The organism is Pseudomonas sp. ICBG1301 (genome assembly GCF_016918385.1).
Classification (GTDB): domain Bacteria; phylum Pseudomonadota; class Gammaproteobacteria; order Pseudomonadales; family Pseudomonadaceae; genus Aquipseudomonas; species Aquipseudomonas palleroniana.
The window spans coordinates 24,543-40,923 of sequence record NZ_JAEKGB010000001.1; the positions used below are offsets into that span (position 1 = coordinate 24,543).

At 60.9% G+C, this 16,381-nt stretch carries 16 protein-coding genes; 14 read left to right on the forward strand and 2 right to left on the reverse strand.

Annotated features, from left to right (window positions below; all coding sequences use genetic code 11):
- Window positions 1-22 precede the first annotated feature (22 nt).
- Window positions 23-3,205 carry a ribonuclease E gene (gene rne, locus JBE38_RS00120; RefSeq protein ID WP_205343306.1) on the reverse strand — a complete coding sequence of 1,061 codons (3,183 nt, stop codon included), beginning with the start codon at window positions 3,203-3,205 and terminating at the stop codon, window positions 23-25.
- 768 nt (window positions 3,206-3,973) lie between these two features.
- Here rne and rluC point away from each other — a divergent pair.
- Genes rluC through JBE38_RS00135 form a run of 3 tightly spaced genes read left to right on the forward strand, consistent with a single transcriptional unit; the run spans window position 3,974 to window position 6,587 of the window.
- Window positions 3,974-4,933, forward strand: a complete 960-nt coding sequence (gene rluC / locus JBE38_RS00125) for a 23S rRNA pseudouridine(955/2504/2580) synthase RluC (RefSeq protein ID WP_205343307.1) — start codon at window positions 3,974-3,976, stop codon at window positions 4,931-4,933.
- Entirely contained in the window at window positions 4,920-5,582 is a 663-nt protein-coding gene (locus JBE38_RS00130; RefSeq protein WP_205343308.1) for an HAD-IA family hydrolase, read from the forward strand. The genes rluC and JBE38_RS00130 overlap by 14 nt, the downstream gene beginning before the upstream one ends.
- 21 nt (window positions 5,583-5,603) lie before the next feature.
- The gene (locus JBE38_RS00135; protein WP_060756310.1) at window positions 5,604-6,587 is read left to right on the forward strand and encodes a S49 family peptidase; all 984 of its coding nucleotides are present in this window, start codon (window positions 5,604-5,606) and stop codon (window positions 6,585-6,587) included.
- A gap of 132 nt (window positions 6,588-6,719) precedes the next feature.
- Here the strand turns inward: JBE38_RS00135 and JBE38_RS00140 are convergent, their stop codons facing one another.
- Entirely contained in the window at window positions 6,720-7,298 is a 579-nt protein-coding gene (locus JBE38_RS00140; RefSeq protein ID WP_090369096.1) for a Maf family protein, read from the reverse strand.
- 105 nt (window positions 7,299-7,403) lie between these two features.
- Between JBE38_RS00140 and JBE38_RS00145 the strand changes: the two genes are divergently transcribed.
- The 11 genes from JBE38_RS00145 to JBE38_RS00195 all read left to right on the forward strand — a co-directional run bounded on the left by JBE38_RS00145 (window position 7,404) and on the right by JBE38_RS00195 (window position 16,352).
- Window positions 7,404-7,934, forward strand: coding sequence for a YceD family protein (locus JBE38_RS00145; RefSeq protein ID WP_090369098.1), 531 nt, complete (start codon window positions 7,404-7,406; stop codon window positions 7,932-7,934).
- A 13-nt stretch (window positions 7,935-7,947) separates the two neighbouring features.
- Window positions 7,948-8,130: a 50S ribosomal protein L32 gene (rpmF, locus tag JBE38_RS00150; protein WP_003179396.1), complete on the forward strand. Its 183-nt coding sequence runs from the start codon at window positions 7,948-7,950 to the stop codon at window positions 8,128-8,130.
- Window positions 8,131-8,134: 4 nt separating this feature from the next.
- Complete coding sequence (gene plsX / locus JBE38_RS00155) at window positions 8,135-9,145, forward strand: phosphate acyltransferase PlsX (protein ID WP_205343309.1); 1,011 nt, start codon at window positions 8,135-8,137, stop codon at window positions 9,143-9,145.
- Window positions 9,146-9,272: 127 nt separating this feature from the next.
- Window positions 9,273-10,211 carry an ACP S-malonyltransferase gene (gene fabD / locus JBE38_RS00160; RefSeq protein WP_060756306.1) on the forward strand — a complete coding sequence of 313 codons (939 nt, stop codon included), beginning with the start codon at window positions 9,273-9,275 and terminating at the stop codon, window positions 10,209-10,211.
- Between the two features lie 24 nt (window positions 10,212-10,235).
- Window positions 10,236-10,979, forward strand: a complete 744-nt coding sequence (gene fabG, locus JBE38_RS00165) for a 3-oxoacyl-ACP reductase FabG (RefSeq protein ID WP_060756305.1) — start codon at window positions 10,236-10,238, stop codon at window positions 10,977-10,979.
- A gap of 191 nt (window positions 10,980-11,170) precedes the next feature.
- Window positions 11,171-11,407 (forward strand): acyl carrier protein, encoded by a 237-nt coding sequence (acpP, locus tag JBE38_RS00170; RefSeq protein ID WP_007987170.1) that lies wholly within the window; start codon window positions 11,171-11,173, stop codon window positions 11,405-11,407.
- Window positions 11,408-11,535: 128 nt separating this feature from the next.
- Complete coding sequence (gene fabF / locus JBE38_RS00175) at window positions 11,536-12,780, forward strand: beta-ketoacyl-ACP synthase II (RefSeq protein ID WP_060756304.1); 1,245 nt, start codon at window positions 11,536-11,538, stop codon at window positions 12,778-12,780.
- The gene (pabC, locus tag JBE38_RS00180) at window positions 12,780-13,595 is read left to right on the forward strand and encodes an aminodeoxychorismate lyase (protein WP_205343310.1); all 816 of its coding nucleotides are present in this window, start codon (window positions 12,780-12,782) and stop codon (window positions 13,593-13,595) included. The genes fabF and pabC overlap by 1 nt, the downstream gene beginning before the upstream one ends.
- Before the next feature lies 1 nt (window position 13,596).
- Window positions 13,597-14,718, forward strand: coding sequence for an endolytic transglycosylase MltG (mltG, locus tag JBE38_RS00185; RefSeq protein WP_060756302.1), 1,122 nt, complete (start codon window positions 13,597-13,599; stop codon window positions 14,716-14,718).
- Window positions 14,719-14,737: 19 nt separating this feature from the next.
- Window positions 14,738-15,370: a dTMP kinase gene (gene tmk / locus JBE38_RS00190; RefSeq protein WP_090369108.1), complete on the forward strand. Its 633-nt coding sequence runs from the start codon at window positions 14,738-14,740 to the stop codon at window positions 15,368-15,370.
- A complete protein-coding gene (locus JBE38_RS00195) occupies window positions 15,363-16,352 on the forward strand; it encodes a DNA polymerase III subunit delta' (protein ID WP_205343311.1) in 990 nt (329 codons plus the stop codon). The genes tmk and JBE38_RS00195 overlap by 8 nt, the downstream gene beginning before the upstream one ends.
- The last annotated feature ends 29 nt before the right edge of the window (window positions 16,353-16,381 follow it).

The following is a 16,381-nucleotide window of genomic DNA, read 5'->3' on the forward strand; positions in this document are numbered from 1 at the left end:
GGCTTTCTTGTGGCGGCTGGAATCAGGCGAGAGGTTTGCTCTCGTGTTCTGCTTCCTGTGCTGCGGCAGCAGCTGCTGCGGCGGCTTCAGCTTCCTTGCGGCGACGGCGCACTTCACGTGGGTCGTTCGGTGCACGGCCGTTTTCGGTCAGGGCGCTGACCGGTGCGGCTTCAACCACAGGGGCAGCCACTTCGGCAGCTACCGGCGCCTCAACCACTGCTGCAGGTTCTACGACCGGAGCAGGCTGAACCACTGGGGCTGGCTCGGCAGCCACGACTTCGGCAACTGGTTCCGACACTTCTTCTACCGCAGGGGTAGGCGTTGGCGTTTCAACCGGAGCAGCTGGCTCGGCAGTCCATTGGAAGGCGGTCTGTTCTTCGCGAACTTCTCGTACTTCTGGAGCCGCTTCGACAACCGGAGCTTCAATAGCAGCCTCGACCACTGGCTCAGGCTGAGGCTCGGCCGCAGGTGCAGGTGCAGGCTCAACAGCCGCCACTTCAACTTCTGGCTGGGCTTCAGGAGCCTGGGCAACTTCCACTTCCGGAACAACCGGAGCTTCGATTGGGGTAGTGGCTTCGACTACTGGTGCTTCTACGACTGGGGTTTCAACGACAGGTGCTTCAGCAACCGGCGCTTCAACCACTGGGGTCTGGGCAGCAGGTGCTTCAACAACCGCAGTTTCTTCAACAGCAGCAGTTGCGCGTTCAGCCTGTTCGTGAGCCTGGGCTTCAGCAGGTGCGCTGATGACCGAGCTGGCCACGGCGGCAGTCACGGCAAGGCCGGCAGCCAGTTCGGCGCCCGTCGGCTCGCTGGTAGCGGCTTCGGCGTTCTCGCCGGCTTCTTCCGAGCCTTCGATCACATTGCCATTGGCATCGCGTTGACGCTCACGACGGTTGCTGCGACGACGCTGGCCACGGGAGCGGCGACGTGGACGATCGCCTTCGGCGTTGTCCTGGCCGTCTTCCTGCAGTTGCTCTTCTCCGTTCAGGACTTCTTCTTCGCTGGCGGCAGCGGCTTGTTCGGCACGTGGTTGACGCTCTTCACGCGGTGGGCGTGGTTGGCGCTCCTCACGAGGCGCACGCTCTTCACGTGGCTGGCGAGCCGGGCGCTCTTCGGCGACGACCGCAGCACCGGCAACGGTAGCGGCAGCGGCTGGCGCTGCATCCAGCGGTTCGCGCAGTTCACGCACGCGTTCTTCACGCTCGCCACGTGGCTTGCGATCTTCACGCGGTGCACGTGGCGTGCGCGGTGCACGCTCTTCACGCGGTGCGCGTTCTTCGCGGGCTACGGTCGGGGTTTCTTCACGGGCTTCGCGAGGTGCACGCTCTTCACGTGGCGCGCGTTCTTCACGCGGCGCACGTTCTTCGCGTGGCTTGCGCTCTTCATCGCGACGACCGTTGCGGTTACGGCTCTGCTGGCGGCCGTTGCGACGTTCTTCGTTGCGCGCCGGACGTTCGGTGGCCGGTTTTTCAACCACAACCGGAGCAGCAGGCTCTTCCTTGGTGGCGAACAGGCTGACCAGCGATTTCACCAGGCCTTTGAACAGGCTCGGCTCAGGCAGGGCGGCCGGAGCGGCAGCTGGGGCGGCCGCTTCAGTCGGGACCGGTGCATTGGCACGCGCCGGCGCAGTCTTCACGGCAGCTTCCTGGCGAACCAGGGTGCGCGTCGCGGCAGCCGGCTGGACTTCTTCCACTTCGGCAGCGGCAGCCGCGATTTCGTAGCTGGACTGGTTGTTGTGGGCTTCCGGGCTGTCGTCACGCAGGCGCTGCACTTCGAAGTGCGGCGTTTCCAGGTGATCGTTCGGCAGGATCACGATACGGGCACGGGTACGCAGTTCGATCTTGGTGATCGAGTTGCGTTTTTCGTTGAGCAGGAATGCGGCGACCGGGATCGGCACCTGGGCGCGGACTTCGGCGGTGCGGTCTTTCAGGGCTTCTTCTTCGATCAGGCGCAGGATCGCCAGGGACAGCGATTCAACGTCACGGATGATGCCGGTGCCGTTGCAGCGCGGGCAGACGATGCCGCTGCTTTCGCCCAGGGACGGACGCAGGCGCTGACGGGACATTTCCAGCAGGCCGAAGCGCGAGATGCGGCCGACCTGTACGCGGGCGCGGTCAGCTTCCAGGCATTCGCGGACTTTCTCTTCCACGGCGCGCTGGTTCTTGGCGGGGGTCATGTCGATGAAGTCGATCACGATCAGGCCGCCGATATCACGCAGGCGCAACTGGCGGGCGATTTCTTCAGCCGCTTCCAGGTTGGTCTGCAGGGCGGTTTCTTCGATGTCGCTACCTTTCGTGGCACGCGCCGAGTTGATGTCGATGGACACCAGGGCTTCGGTCGGGTCGATCACAATGGAGCCGCCGGAAGGCAGTTCGACCACGCGCTGGAAGGCGGTCTCGATCTGGCTTTCGATCTGGAAACGGTTGAACAGCGGCACGCTGTCTTCGTACAGCTTGATCTTGCTGGCGTACTGCGGCATCACCTGGCGGATGAAGGTCAGGGCTTCGTCCTGGGCTTCAACGCTGTCGATCAGCACTTCGCCGATGTCCTGGCGCAGGTAATCGCGGATGGCGCGGATGATCACGTTGCTTTCCTGGTAGATCAGGAACGGCGCGGAACGATCCAGGGACGCTTCTTTGATGGCGGTCCACAGTTGCAGCAGGTAGTCGAGGTCCCACTGCATTTCTTCGCTGCTGCGGCCCAGGCCGGCAGTGCGCACGATCAGGCCCATGTCGGCCGGGGCGATCAGGCCGTTCAGCGCTTCACGCAGTTCGTTGCGCTCTTCGCCTTCGATGCGACGGGAAATGCCGCCGGCACGTGGGTTGTTCGGCATCAGGACCAGGTAACGGCCGGCCAGGCTGATGAAGGTGGTCAGGGCGGCGCCCTTGTTGCCACGTTCTTCTTTCTCGACCTGGACGATGACTTCCTGGCCTTCGCTCAGGACGTCCTTGATGTTCACGCGGCCTTCAGGAGCTTTCTTGAAGTATTCGCGGGAGATTTCTTTGAGGGGCAGGAAGCCGTGGCGCTCGGAGCCGAAGTCGACAAAGGCAGCCTCAAGGCTTGGTTCGATGCGAGTAATACGGCCTTTATAGATGTTGGCCTTCTTTTGCTCGCGTGCACCGGATTCGATGTCCAGGTCGTAGAGGCGTTGGCCATCTACCAGTGCAACACGCAACTCTTCGGGTTGAGTTGCGTTAATCAGCATTCTTTTCATGTTGTACCGTCGGTTTCCGGGCTGCCGGAAACGGCGTTCGGCACACACGACTTCTCACGGTCGGTGTCAGGTGCGTCAAGAGTGGTTGGCCACTCCAGTGTCCAGCAAACACCAGCCAATTGGGCCGGTATCGCGACGGACGCGTCCTGCTTGTTAGCGGTGGTGACAAAGGCACCACTTCAACAAAAGCTAAGGTCAGGAGGAGGAATCAACCGGCGACTGTGGACGAGATGAAGCGTCTAAATATAAGCCTAGTGCTACACGGTCCGACGGTTGTGCATCTCCACCCTACACGTATCCCTGATAATTCGGGTGCTGCCGCGCGCAGAATCCGCAGCGGGTTGGCATTTACCGTGTTCTCCAATGGGGAGTTCACGCTCATGGCTAAACAGGACTGGGTGTGGGCGATTGCGCTCTCACTCAGCTCTTAACAGGCGTTATTTCCGAAGCATTCGCCATGGTCTGGCTCAAGACTGACTGCACTTTGTGAACTGGCCGTAAATATCGGCGCAAAACGCGAGTATTCACTCTGCTTTCTGCACTCGCTTCAGGCCTCATGTCACCTGCGCTTGTTACAATCCCGAGTCTTCCAACGTGGCGAAAGCCCCGTAGGACGGCCTCGCGTCCTGATGAATTGCGATGGTCAGGGCTGGCAGTTTGCCGCAAGTCCTCTGGCCAGGCCGCTTTTGGCGGCGTTCGCGACTATAGCAGTAATGATTAAGTGCTTCAATTCCATAAAAAATTGTTATCATCGCCGCCATGACGACTACCGCCCCCCAGACCCCCAGCGTCCAGCTGCTTGAGGTCTCGCCGGAATATGCCGGCCAACGCATCGACAATTTTCTCCTGGCCAGGCTCAAAGGCGTGCCCAAGACCTTGATTTACCGCATCTTGCGAAAAGGTGAAGTGCGCGTGAACAAGGGCCGGATCAAGCCCGAGTACAAGCTGCAGGCGGGCGATATCGTCCGTGTGCCGCCGGTTCGCGTGCCGGAGCGTGACGAACCTGTGCCGTTGGCCCAGGGTTTGTTGCAGCGCCTGGAAGCCTCGATTGTCTTCGAAGACAACAAGCTGATCGTGATCAACAAGCCGTGTGGCATTGCGGTCCACGGTGGCAGTGGCCTGAATTTCGGGGTCATCGAAGCCTTTCGTCAGTTGCGCCCGGATGCCAAGGAGCTGGAACTGGTTCACCGCCTGGACCGTGACACCTCCGGCCTGCTGATGATCGCCAAGAAACGCAGCATGTTGCGTCACTTGCACACCGCCCTGCGGGGTGACGGTGTGGACAAGCGCTATATGGCGCTGGTGCGCGGCCACTGGACCAGTTCCCTCAAGAGCGTCCGGGCGCCGTTGCAGAAGAGCAATCTGCGCTCCGGCGAACGGATGGTCGAAGTGGACGAGGAGGGCAAGGAGGCGTTGACTCTGTTCAAGGTGCTACGCCGTTTCGGCGACTTCGCCACTATGGTCGAGGCCAAGCCGGTGACCGGGCGTACCCACCAGATTCGCGTGCATACCTTGCACGCGGGCCACTGTATTGCAGGTGATACCAAGTACGGGGACGAAGATTTCTCCAAGGAAATCCGCGACCTGGGCGGCAAGCGCCTGTTCTTGCACGCCTACATGCTGACCGTGCCGCTGCCGGACGGTGGCGAGCTGAAGCTGCAGGCGCCGGTCGACGAGATGTGGGCCCAGACCGTGGAGCGTTTGAGTGCCGCACCCTGACTACAAGTTGCTGATCTTCGATTGGGATGGCACGCTGGCTGACTCCATTGGCCGCATTGTCGAGTCCATGCACATGGCCTCGACCCGCTCCGGCTTCGCGCTGTGCAGCGACCTGGCGGTCAAGGGCATCATCGGCCTGGGCTTGCCTGAAGCGATACGCACGTTGTATCCGGAGATCGACGATCAAGAGCTGATCGCGTTTCGCCAGCACTATGCCGATCATTATATTGCCTTGGAGGCGCAGCCTTCGCCGCTATTTGATGGCGTGCGGCAATCCCTCGAGGCCTTTCGCGCCGAGGGCTATCACCTCGCCGTGGCGACCGGCAAGGCCCGGCGCGGGCTCGATCGTGTGCTCAAGGCCCATGGCTTTGAGGATTATTTCGATATCACCCGCGCTGCGGATGAAACTGCCAGCAAGCCTCACCCTCTGATGCTGGAGCAGATCCTGGCTCACTGTGGTGTAGCGCCGCGCCAGGCGTTGATGGTGGGGGATGCTTCCTTCGACTTGATGATGGCGCGCAATGCCGGGATGGACAGTGTGGCCGTCAGCTATGGTGCCCAGTCGGCCGAGGCCTTGCAGCCCTACGAGCCGAGGCTGATGATTGATCATTTTTCTGAATTGCAGGCCTGGCTCCGTCGGGCCCGATAAGTCTTTGCTGGGGTTGATGGCATGAGTGACGAGTGGAAAGCGCCCGAAAAGGCCGAAAGCAGCGACGATAAAAGCTGGAAGCTGTTGGAGAAGACGCTGCTGGCCAGTGTCCAGGAGCAGCGTCGTTCAAGGCGTTGGGGTATTTTCTTCAAATTGCTGACCTTTGTTTACCTGCTCGCCATGCTGGCGCTGTTCAGTCCTTTGATGGACGTGGAAAAGAGCGCTACCCGTGGCAGTCACTACACTGCGCTGATCGAAGTGCGTGGGGTGATAGCCGACAAGGAGTCGGCCAGCGCCGACAACATTGTCAGCAGCCTGCGCGCTGCGTTCGAAGATCCCAAGGTCAAGGCCGTGATCCTGCGCATCAACAGCCCAGGTGGCAGCCCTGTGCAATCAGGCTACGTGTATGACGAGATTCGCCGCCTGCGTACGCTGCATCCGGATACCAAGCTGTACGCAGTGATCGCCGACCTGGGTGCCTCGGGTGCTTATTACATCGCCAGCGCCGCTGATCAGATCTACGCCGATAAGGCCAGTCTGGTCGGCTCCATTGGTGTGACGGCTGCCGGTTACGGCTTTGTCGGCACCATGGAGAAGCTGGGGGTGGAGCGTCGCACCTATACCTCGGGTGAGCACAAGGCGTTTCTGGACCCGTTTCAGCCGCAAAAAGCCGATGAAACCCAGTTCTGGCAGGGCGTGCTCGACACTACCCATCGTCAGTTCATTGCCAGTGTGAAGCAGGGGCGTGGTGATCGCCTGAAGGATAAAGACCATCCGGAGCTGTTCTCCGGGTTGGTATGGTCTGGCGAGCAGGCATTGCCGCTGGGCTTGATCGATGGGTTGGGCAGTGCCAGTTCGGTGGCGCGGGATGTGGTGGGCGAGAAGGAGTTGGTAGATTTCACGGTTGAAGAATCGCCGTTCGATCGGTTCTCCAAGAAGCTCGGTGCCAGTGTGGCGGAGAAGCTGGCCTTGTATATGGGCTTCCAGGGCCCGACTTTGCGCTGATACCTCCAGGTGTATGCAGCTTAAAATGTGGGAGGGGGCTTGCTCCCGATAGCGGTGTATCAGTCACTTTATTTGTAGCTGACCCACTGCAATCGGGAGCAAGCCCCCTCCCACAAAGGTTTTGTAGTGTTGTCAGGGGATCTGTACGCCTTCGGCCAGCAGCATATCCACCAGTCGGATCAGCGGCAGGCCCACTAAGCTTGTCGCATCCGGCCCTTCTGTGCTCTGAAACAAACTCACGCCCAAACCCTCGGCTTTGAAGCTGCCTGCGCAGTCATACGGCTGCTCGATCCGCAGGTAGCGTTCGATGCGCTCAGCGTCCAGGACACGCATGTGCACGGTAAACGGCACGCAATCCACCTGGCACTGCCCGGTTTGGCTGTTGAGCAGCGCCAGGCCGGTGAGGAAGCTGACGCGCTTGCCGCTGGCCGCTAGCAACTGTTCGCGAGCCTTCTCGAAGGTGTGCGGTTTGCCGATGATCTGGCCGTCAAGCGCGGCTACCTGGTCCGAACCGATGATCAGGTGCCCTGTGTGGGTAGTGGCGAGGGCGCGGGCCTTGTCTTCGGCCAGGCGCTTGACCAGCGCCATGGCGGACTCATTTGCGTGAGGGGTTTCGTCGATATCCGGCGAGCTGCAGATGAACGGCAGGTGCAGTCGGCTCAGCAATTCCCGGCGATAAACCGAGCTGGATGCGAGTAATAAAGGCAGCATGGACGTCTCCTCAAGGCAGTCACCGATTCTAGCGGGGCGACCGGCTGACGCACAGGGCTGAATTTCCTTTGACATGGCTGGGTGCATCCCTATAATGCTGCGCCTATGTTGAATGACCCGATTCCACCTCACGTTGACCCGCGCAAATTGGCAGATCGTGGCACTTCCCTTCAAGGTGAATTGCCGTTGGCCGATTTGGAGAGACTCTGCGACCCGCTTTCCGACACTGTCGGTACGGTGCAGGCCAAATTCGTTTTTGAACGAGATGAGCGTAAGGCTGTGGTAATCCACAGTTTTATCGACACCGAAGTCAAAATGGTTTGCCAGCGTTGTCTTGAGCTGGTCACCCTGCCGATCCACAGCGAGTGCAGTTATGCCGTGGTGAAGGAGGGTGCGAATACCCAGTCGTTGCCGAAAGGTTATGACGTGCTGGAACTGGGCGAAGATCCTTTGGATCTGCATGCACTGATCGAGGAGGAGCTTTTGCTCGCCTTGCCCATTGTGCCTGCTCATCATCCGGAAGAATGCCAGCAGCCGGCGGGCCTCGATGACGAGCCCGAACCGAGCGAGGACGAGGTAACGCGGTCCAACCCGTTCAGTGTATTGGCGCAGTTAAAGCGTGACCCAAACGTTTAGGAGTTAATCAATTATGGCTGTTCAGCAGAACAAAAAATCCCGCTCCGCCCGTGACATGCGCCGTTCGCACGACGCTCTCGAGGCAAGCACCCTGTCCGTAGAAAAGACCACCGGTGAAGTTCACCTGCGTCACCACGTATCGCCAGAAGGTGTATACCGTGGCCGTAAAGTGATCGACAAGGGCGCTGACGAGTAATCACTTGTCTGCTCAAGTCATCGCGATTGACGCAATGGGCGGGGACTTCGGTCCCCGCAGCATTGTTCAGGCTTGCATTGCCAGCCTGTCTGCTACGCCCTCGCTGCACCTGACCCTCGTCGGTCAACCCTCCTTACTTGAAGAACTGATTGCTGGCCATCCGGCAGTGGATCGCGCGCGCCTGACGATTACGCCGGCCAGCGAAACCATCGGCATGGATGAAAAGCCTGCGACCGCCTTGCGTGGCAAACCTGATTCCTCGATGCGGGTGGCCCTGGAGCTGTTACGCGATGGCAAGGTGCAAGCCTGTGTCAGTGCGGGGAACACCGGGGCCTTGATGGCGTTGTCGCGCTATGTGCTCAAGACGCTGCCCGGTATTGATCGGCCGGCGATGGTGGCGGCAATTCCGACGCAGAAGGGCTATTGCCAGTTGCTGGACCTGGGCGCGAACGTCGATTGCAGCGCCGAGCACCTGTTCCAGTTCGCCGTGATGGGCGCGGTGGCTGCCGAAGCGCTGGGCGTGGCCCGGCCGCGGGTGGCCCTGCTGAACATCGGTACCGAAGACATCAAGGGCAACCAGCAGGTCAAATTGGCGGCTACGTTGTTACAGGGCGCGCGGGGCTTGAATTACATCGGCTTTGTCGAAGGTGATGGTTTGTACCGGGGCGAAGCGGATGTGGTGGTGTGCGATGGGTTTGTTGGCAATATTCTGCTCAAATCCAGCGAAGGCCTGGCGACCATGATCGCCACGCGTATTGAAGCGTTGTTCAGGCGAAACCTGGCGTCGCGTGTGGTCGGCGCCCTGGCATTGCCGTTGATGCGCCGCTTGCAGGCTGATCTGGCCCCGGCACGGCACAATGGCGCCAGCTTTCTCGGTTTGCAGGGCATCGTGGTGAAAAGCCATGGCTCGGCGGGGGTGGAAGGCTTTCAAAGTGCGATTGCGCGTGCCGTGATCGAAATCCAGGAAAACCTGCCGCAGCGTTTGCACGGCCGTCTTGAGGATTTGTTGTCTTAGGCGAATCGGTCCGGGAATGCTTAAATGTGACCGGCCAGTTCAATTGACCATCCAATCTGTCAGTTTCGTTCGCTCCCACCGTAGGAGCGACCATTTTTTGACGACCAGATCATTAGGGGCTTGTTACATGTCTACATCCCTCGCATTCGTCTTTCCAGGGCAGGGTTCGCAGTCCCTCGGCATGTTGGCCGAGCTGGGCGCGCAATATCCGCTGGTTCTGGAAACCTTCAAGGAAGCTTCCGATGCCCTGGGTTATGACCTGTGGGCACTGACCCAGCAAGGGCCGGAAGAGCAACTCAATCAAACCGACAAAACCCAGCCGGCCATCCTGACCGCTTCGATCGCCCTGTGGCGCTTGTGGTTGGCAGAAGGTGGCGCGCGCCCGGCATTCGTTGCCGGCCACAGCCTGGGTGAATACAGTGCATTGGTTGCCGCGGGCAGCTTGACCCTGGCCGAAGCGGTCAAGTTGGTCGAGCGTCGGGGGCAGTTGATGCAAGAAGCCGTTCCGGCCGGGCAGGGCGGCATGGCCGCGATCCTGGGCCTGGACGATGCTGTGGTGATCGAGGCTTGCGCCGAAGCCGCCCAGGGCGAAGTGGTCAGTGCGGTCAACTTCAACTCCCCGGGCCAAGTGGTGATCGCCGGCGCCAAGGCTGCCGTTGAGCGCGCCATCGAAGGTTGCAAGGCCCGTGGCGCCAAGCGTGCGCTACCCTTGCCGGTGAGCGTGCCGTCCCACTGCGAGCTGATGCGCCCGGCCGCCGAGCGTTTTGCCGAGTCCATCAATGCGATCGACTGGCAGGCGCCGCAGATTCCGTTGGTACAGAACGTCAGCGCCGCCGTGGCTGCCGACCTCGGCACCCTCAAGCGCGACCTGCTGGAGCAGCTCTATAAGCCTGTGCGTTGGGTTGAATCGGTCCAGGCTCTGGCTGCCAACGGCGCCACCGAGTTGGTCGAGTGTGGCCCGGGCAAAGTCCTGGCCGGCCTCAACAAGCGCTGTGCCGACGGCGTGTCGACTGCCAACCTGAATACCCCGGATGCCTTCGCTGCCGCGCGCGCGGCACTGGCCTGATCCCCACACTTAGGAGAAGCCTGCATGAGTCTGCAAGGTAAAGTTGCACTGGTCACCGGCGCAAGCCGTGGCATTGGCCAGGCGATCGCCCTGGAATTGGGCCGTCAGGGCGCGGTCGTGATCGGCACCGCCACTTCCGCTTCGGGCGCCGAGCGTATCGCCGCGACCCTGAAGGAAAACGGCGTTCAGGGCACTGGCCTTGAGCTGAACGTGACCAGCGATGAGTCCGTGGCTGCCGTACTGGCTGAAATCACTGCACAGTTCGGCGCTCCGTCGATCCTGGTAAACAACGCCGGCATCACCCGCGACAACCTGATGATGCGTATGAAAGACGACGAGTGGTACGACGTGGTCGACACCAACTTGAACAGTCTGTTTCGCTTGTCCAAGGGCGTTTTGCGCGGCATGACCAAGGCGCGTTGGGGCCGAATTATCAATATTGGCTCCGTAGTGGGTGCCATGGGCAACGCAGGCCAAGTAAACTATGCCTCCGCCAAGGCCGGCCTGGAAGGTTTCAGCCGTGCACTGGCGCGTGAGGTCGGTTCGCGGTCGATTACGGTCAACTCGGTGGCCCCTGGGTTCATCGACACCGATATGACCCGTGAACTGCCTGAGGCGCAGCGTGAAGCCTTGCTGACGCAGATTCCGCTGGGCCGTCTGGGCCAGGCTCAAGAGATCGCGAATGTGGTCTCTTTCCTGGCATCCGACGGTGCGGCATACGTGACTGGGGCTACAATCCCGGTGAACGGCGGGATGTACATGAGTTAAATTGTGACGGATCGCTTCAAAAAAATGTCATACGAGCTGTCTAAAATCCGTTATAAAGCTGCAACTTAATTTATAGGCAGGTGGCCGACTGGGTACAGGGTGAAGCTTTCAGTTGAAAAGCTGAAATGGCTTTCTATACACTTACCCACTGGCCAGCTGCCTGAATTTGTCCATTAGGAGTTAAACAAGGTATGAGCACCATCGAAGAGCGCGTCAAGAAAATCGTCGCCGAGCAACTGGGCGTTAAGGAAGAAGAAGTGGTCAACACTGCTTCCTTCGTAGAAGACCTGGGTGCCGATTCCCTTGACACCGTTGAGCTGGTGATGGCTCTGGAAGAGGAATTCGAGACCGAAATCCCGGACGAAGAAGCTGAAAAAATCACTACTGTTCAAGCTGCTATCGACTACGTTACTGCCCACCAGGCGTAATAGTTTGTAGTCGTCGCTTGCTGTCAGGGAAAAACCGCACTGCTGTAACGGCGTGCGGTTTTTTCTTTAGCTCTGATGAAAAGTAAGCGATGAAGCAAAAGTGTCGTCATTAGAAAAAGGAGAGTGCTGTGTCGCGTAGACGCGTCGTAGTCACCGGTATGGGTATGTTGTCGCCACTGGGCACGGATGTGCCGAGCAGTTGGCAGGGCATTCTGGCTGGCCGCAGTGGTATTGGTCTGATCGAACACACGGACCTTTCTGCCTATTCCACCCGTTTTGGCGGCTCGGTAAAGGGTTTCAATGTCGAGGAGTACCTCTCGGTCAAGGAATCCCGCAAGCTCGACCTGTTCATTCAATACGGCCTGGCAGCCGGTTTTCAGGCAGTGCGTAACGCCGGCCTGGAAGTCACCGACGCCAACCGTGACCGCATCGGCGTGGCCATGGGGTCAGGTATTGGCGGTTTGACCAATATCGAAGAAACCAGCCGCACATTGCACGATTCCGGCCCCCGTCGAATTTCACCGTTCTTCGTGCCGGGCTCGATCATCAATATGATTTCCGGTTTCCTGTCCATCCATCTGGGGGCACAGGGGCCTAACTACGCCATCGCCACGGCGTGCACCACCGGCACGCACTGCATCGGCATGGCGGCGCGCAACATCGCCTATGACGAAGCCGACGTGATGATCGCCGGCGGCGCCGAAATGGCGGCCTGCGGTCTGGGCATGGGCGGCTTTGGCGCGTCTCGCGCACTGTCGACCCGCAATGACGAGCCGACCCGTGCCAGCCGTCCGTGGGACAAAGGCCGTGACGGTTTCGTACTGTCCGACGGCGCCGGTGCCCTGGTACTGGAAGAGCTGGAGCACGCCAAGGCGCGCGGTGCCACCATCTATGCCGAGCTGATCGGCTTCGGCATGAGCGGTGACGCCTACCACATGACCTCGCCACCGTCCGACGGTGCCGGTGCTGCCCGCTGCATCGCCAATGCCCTGCGTGACGCGAAGGTCAATGCCAACCAGGTGCAGTACATCAATGCCCATGGCACTTCGACTCCGACGGGTGACCTGGCGGAAGCCGAGGCGATCAAGTCGGTGTTTGGCGAACACGCCTACAAGCTGGCAGTCAGCTCGACCAAGTCCATGACCGGCCACCTGTTGGGTGCGGCGGGCGCGGTTGAGGCGATCTTCAGCGTAATGGCCATCAAGGATCAGGTCGCACCGCCGACCATCAACCTCGATGAGCCGGACGAAGGTTGCGACCTGAACTTCGTGCCCCACGAAGCGCAGCCCATGCCGATCGACGTGGCAATCTCCAACTCGTTCGGTTTTGGTGGCACCAACGGTTCCCTGGTGTTCCGCCGGTTCGCCGAGTGATGCACAGCTGGGTCGACGGTCAGCCAGCGGGCAGCGTGCCTCTGAAAGATCGCGGCCTGGCGTATGGCGACGGGGTGTTCGAGACCATCGCCGTCAGGGCCGGGCAGCCTGTGTTGCTCGACCGCCACCTGCAACGCCTGGATGAGGGGTGCAGGCGGTTGGCGCTGGTTGCGGATCAGTCACTGATCCGCAGCGAAGTGCTGGCGTATGCCGCCGCCCTCGGCGACGGCGTTCTCAAGTTGATCCTTACCCGCGGCGACAGCCAGCGCGGTTACGGCATCAACCCTGGCGCTCCCGTGCGCCGTATCTTGCAGGGCAGTCCGCCCGCATCCTATCCCCCGGCCCATGGACTTGAAGGTGTCCGCCTGTTTCCGTGCGCCACCCGCTTGGCCGAACAGCCATTACTGGCAGGGCTCAAGCACCTCAATCGCCTGGAGCAGGTGATCGCTCGCGCCGAGTGGCAGGACGCCGAGCATGCCGAAGGTTTGATGCTGGATATGTCCGGTCGCGTGATCGAAGGCGTGTTCAGCAACCTGTTCCTGGTATGCGACGGCGGGTTGCTGACCGCTGATCTGAATCGTTGCGGGGTTGCCGGGGTCATGCGCGCTGAGGTTTTGGCCCAGGCGCAGGTACTGGGCCTCCCGGTTAGCGTGGCCGACATCAGCCTGGAGCAGTTGCGGCAGGCTGACGAAGTGTTTGTGTGCAACAGCGTTTATGGCATTTGGCCGGTGCGTGGCTGCGCTGCGATGAGCTGGTCGGTTGGGCCGCTCACCCGTAAACTGCAGGGCATTGTTCGCGCACTATTGGATATTTGAGTTGATACGAAAACTGCTTTTATTGCTGCTGATAGGCTTGGTCTCGGCAGGCATTGTGCTGGGCTTTTCGGCCTGGAAGCTCGATTCTGCCCTGAAACAACCCCTGAAGCTGAGCCAGGAGCAATTGCTGGATGTACCGGCCGGGGCAACCCCGACGGGCACCTTCAATCGCCTGGAGGCCGAGGGTGTGCTTGACGGTGCCTTCTGGCTGCGCCTGTACTGGCGTTTCAACCTTGACGGCCAGCCACTGCACAGCGGCGAATACCGCATGACCCCTGGCTTGACTGCTGAAGGCTTGATCGGTCTATGGCAGCGTGGCGAAGTGGTGCAATACAGCCTGACGCTGGTCGAAGGCTGGAATTTCCGCCAGGTGCGCGCAGCGTTGGCCAAGCACGAAAAAATTGTGCAGACCCTGTCCGGCCTGAGCGACAAGGAAGTGATGGAAAAACTCGGCCACCCGGACGTGTTTCCAGAAGGGCGCTTCTTCCCGGACACCTATCGCTTCGTGCGCGGCATGACCGATGTCGAATTCCTGAAAAAAGCCTACAACCGCCTGGACGATGTACTCGCTCAGGAGTGGAGCAAGCGGGCTGCCGATGCACCTTACACCGATCCCTATCAAGCGCTGATCATGGCCTCGCTGGTGGAGAAAGAGACCGGGGTGCCGGAGGAGCGGGGGCAGATTGCCGGGGTGTTCGTGCGGCGCATGAAGATGGGCATGCTGCTGCAGACCGACCCGACGGTGATCTACGGCCTGGGCGAACGCTACACCGGCAAGCTGACGCGGGCGCATCTCAAGGAGGCCAACCCGTACAACACCTACATGGTCGCCGGCCTGCCGCCGACGCCGATCGCCATGGTCGGCCGCGAGGCCATCCACGCGGCGTTGAACCCGGTGCCGGGTAGCAGCCTGTATTTTGTTGCGCGTGGCGATGGCAGCCATATTTTTTCCGATGACCTGGATGCGCATAATGCGGCCGTGCGTGAGTTTCAACTCAAGCGCCGTGCCGACTATCGCTCCAGCCCGGCGCCGGTGGTCAAGCCGCCGCAAGACACAACGCCACCGGCCGATGCGCCCACTGAGCCCGCGCCGGACACCGCCGCGCCGCAAAGCCTGCAATGACTCTGACTAAGGACTGCCTGTGACTGGCTTGTTTATTACCCTGGAAGGCCCGGAAGGTGCCGGCAAAAGCACCAATCGCGATTACCTGGCCGAACGGCTGCGCGCAGAGGGCATCGAGGTTGTGCTGACCCGTGAGCCAGGGGGCACGCCGCTGGCCGAACGTATTCGTGAAGTGTTATTGGCGCCGGGTGAAGAACAGATGAACCCGGACACCGAGCTACTGCTGGTATTCGCCGCCCGTGCCCAGCACCTGGCCGAAGTGATTCGCCCGGCGCTGGCACGCGGTGCCGTGGTGATCTGCGACCGTTTCACCGACTCCACCTATGCCTATCAGGGCGGCGGCCGGGGTTTGTCGGTGGAGCGCATCGCCAAGTTGGAAACGTTCGTGCAAGGCGATTTGCGCCCTGACCTGACCCTGGTGTTCGACCTGCCGGTTGAAGTCGGCCTGGCGCGGGCCAGCGCCCGTGGTCGCCTGGACCGTTTCGAACTGGAAGGCCGCACCTTTTTTGATGCCGTGCGCACGGCGTTCCTCAAGCGCGCCGCCGCCGAGCCTGCGCGTTACTATTTGCTGGACGCGGCGCAGCCCCTGACTCAAGTGCAACACGCCATCGATGCGCTGTTGCCTGCATTGCTGGAGCGCACCCGTGGCTGAAGCCTACCCCTGGCAGGATAGCCTCTGGCAGCAATTGGCCGGTCGTGCCCAGCACGCCCACGCCTACCTGCTGCACGGGCCGGCAGGTATCGGCAAGCGTGATCTGGCCGAGCGCTTGATGGCGAGCCTGTTGTGCCAGCAACCGGTCAACCTGGACGCCTGCGGCGTATGCAAGTCCTGCCTGTTGCTCAAGGCAGGCAGCCACCCGGATAACTACCTGCTGGAACCCGAGGAGGCCGACAAGGCGATCAAGGTCGACCAGGTGCGCGACCTCGTCAGCTTCGTGGTGCAGACCGCACAGATGGGCGGGCGCAAGGTGGTTTTGATCGAGCCGGTGGAGGCCATGAACATCAACGCCGCCAACGCCTTGCTCAAGAGCCTGGAAGAACCGTCCGGCGATACGGTACTGCTGTTGGTCAGCCATCAGTCCAGCCGTTTGTTGCCGACCATTCGCAGTCGTTGCGTGCAGCAGGCATGCCCATTGCCGAGTGAGGCGATGAGCCTTGAGTGGCTGGCGCAGGCACTGCCGGACTGTTCCGCGGATGAGCGGGTCGAGCTGTTGACCCTGGCCGCCGGTTCCCCTTTGGCCGCCGTCAAGCTGCAGGCCCAGGGCGTGCGTGAGCAGCGGGCGCTGGTGGTCGATGGGGTGAAGAAACTGCTCAAGCAGGAACTCTCGGCCACCCAGCTGGCTGAAAGCGCCTGGAAGGATGTTCCCCTGCTGCTGCTGTTCGACTGGTTCTGCAACTGGTCGAGCCTGATCCTGCGCTACCAGTTGACCCAGGATGAAAGCGGCCTGGGACTGCCCGATATGCGCAAAGTGGTGCAGTACCTCGCGCAGAAAAGTGCGCAGGACAAGGTACTGAATATCCAGGACTGGATTCTCGCTCAGCGCCAGAAGATCCTCGGCAAGGCCAACCTCAACCGTGTGCTGTTGCTCGAAGCACTGCTGGTGCAATGGGCCGGTCTGCTCGGACGTCGTTAATTTCCGTGGCTGACGGGTGTATCGTTGGC

Bases quoted from the DNA above. Each gene is read 5' to 3' on its own strand.
- rne (WP_205343306.1), bottom strand. From the start codon at position 3,205: ATGCTGATTAACGCAACTCAACCCGAAGAGTTGCGTGTTGCACTGGTA.
- pabC (WP_205343310.1), top strand. From the start codon at position 12,780: ATGCACAGCTGGGTCGACGGTCAGCCAGCGGGCAGCGTGCCTCTGAAA.
- JBE38_RS00140 (WP_090369096.1), bottom strand. From the start codon at position 7,298: ATGCTGCCTTTATTACTCGCATCCAGCTCGGTTTATCGCCGGGAATTG.
- rluC (WP_205343307.1), top strand. From the start codon at position 3,974: ATGACGACTACCGCCCCCCAGACCCCCAGCGTCCAGCTGCTTGAGGTC.
- JBE38_RS00135 (WP_060756310.1), top strand. From the start codon at position 5,604: ATGAGTGACGAGTGGAAAGCGCCCGAAAAGGCCGAAAGCAGCGACGAT.
- fabG (WP_060756305.1), top strand. From the start codon at position 10,236: ATGAGTCTGCAAGGTAAAGTTGCACTGGTCACCGGCGCAAGCCGTGGC.
- rpmF (WP_003179396.1), top strand. From the start codon at position 7,948: ATGGCTGTTCAGCAGAACAAAAAATCCCGCTCCGCCCGTGACATGCGC.
- fabD (WP_060756306.1), top strand. From the start codon at position 9,273: ATGTCTACATCCCTCGCATTCGTCTTTCCAGGGCAGGGTTCGCAGTCC.
- acpP (WP_007987170.1), top strand. From the start codon at position 11,171: ATGAGCACCATCGAAGAGCGCGTCAAGAAAATCGTCGCCGAGCAACTG.
- JBE38_RS00145 (WP_090369098.1), top strand. From the start codon at position 7,404: ATGTTGAATGACCCGATTCCACCTCACGTTGACCCGCGCAAATTGGCA.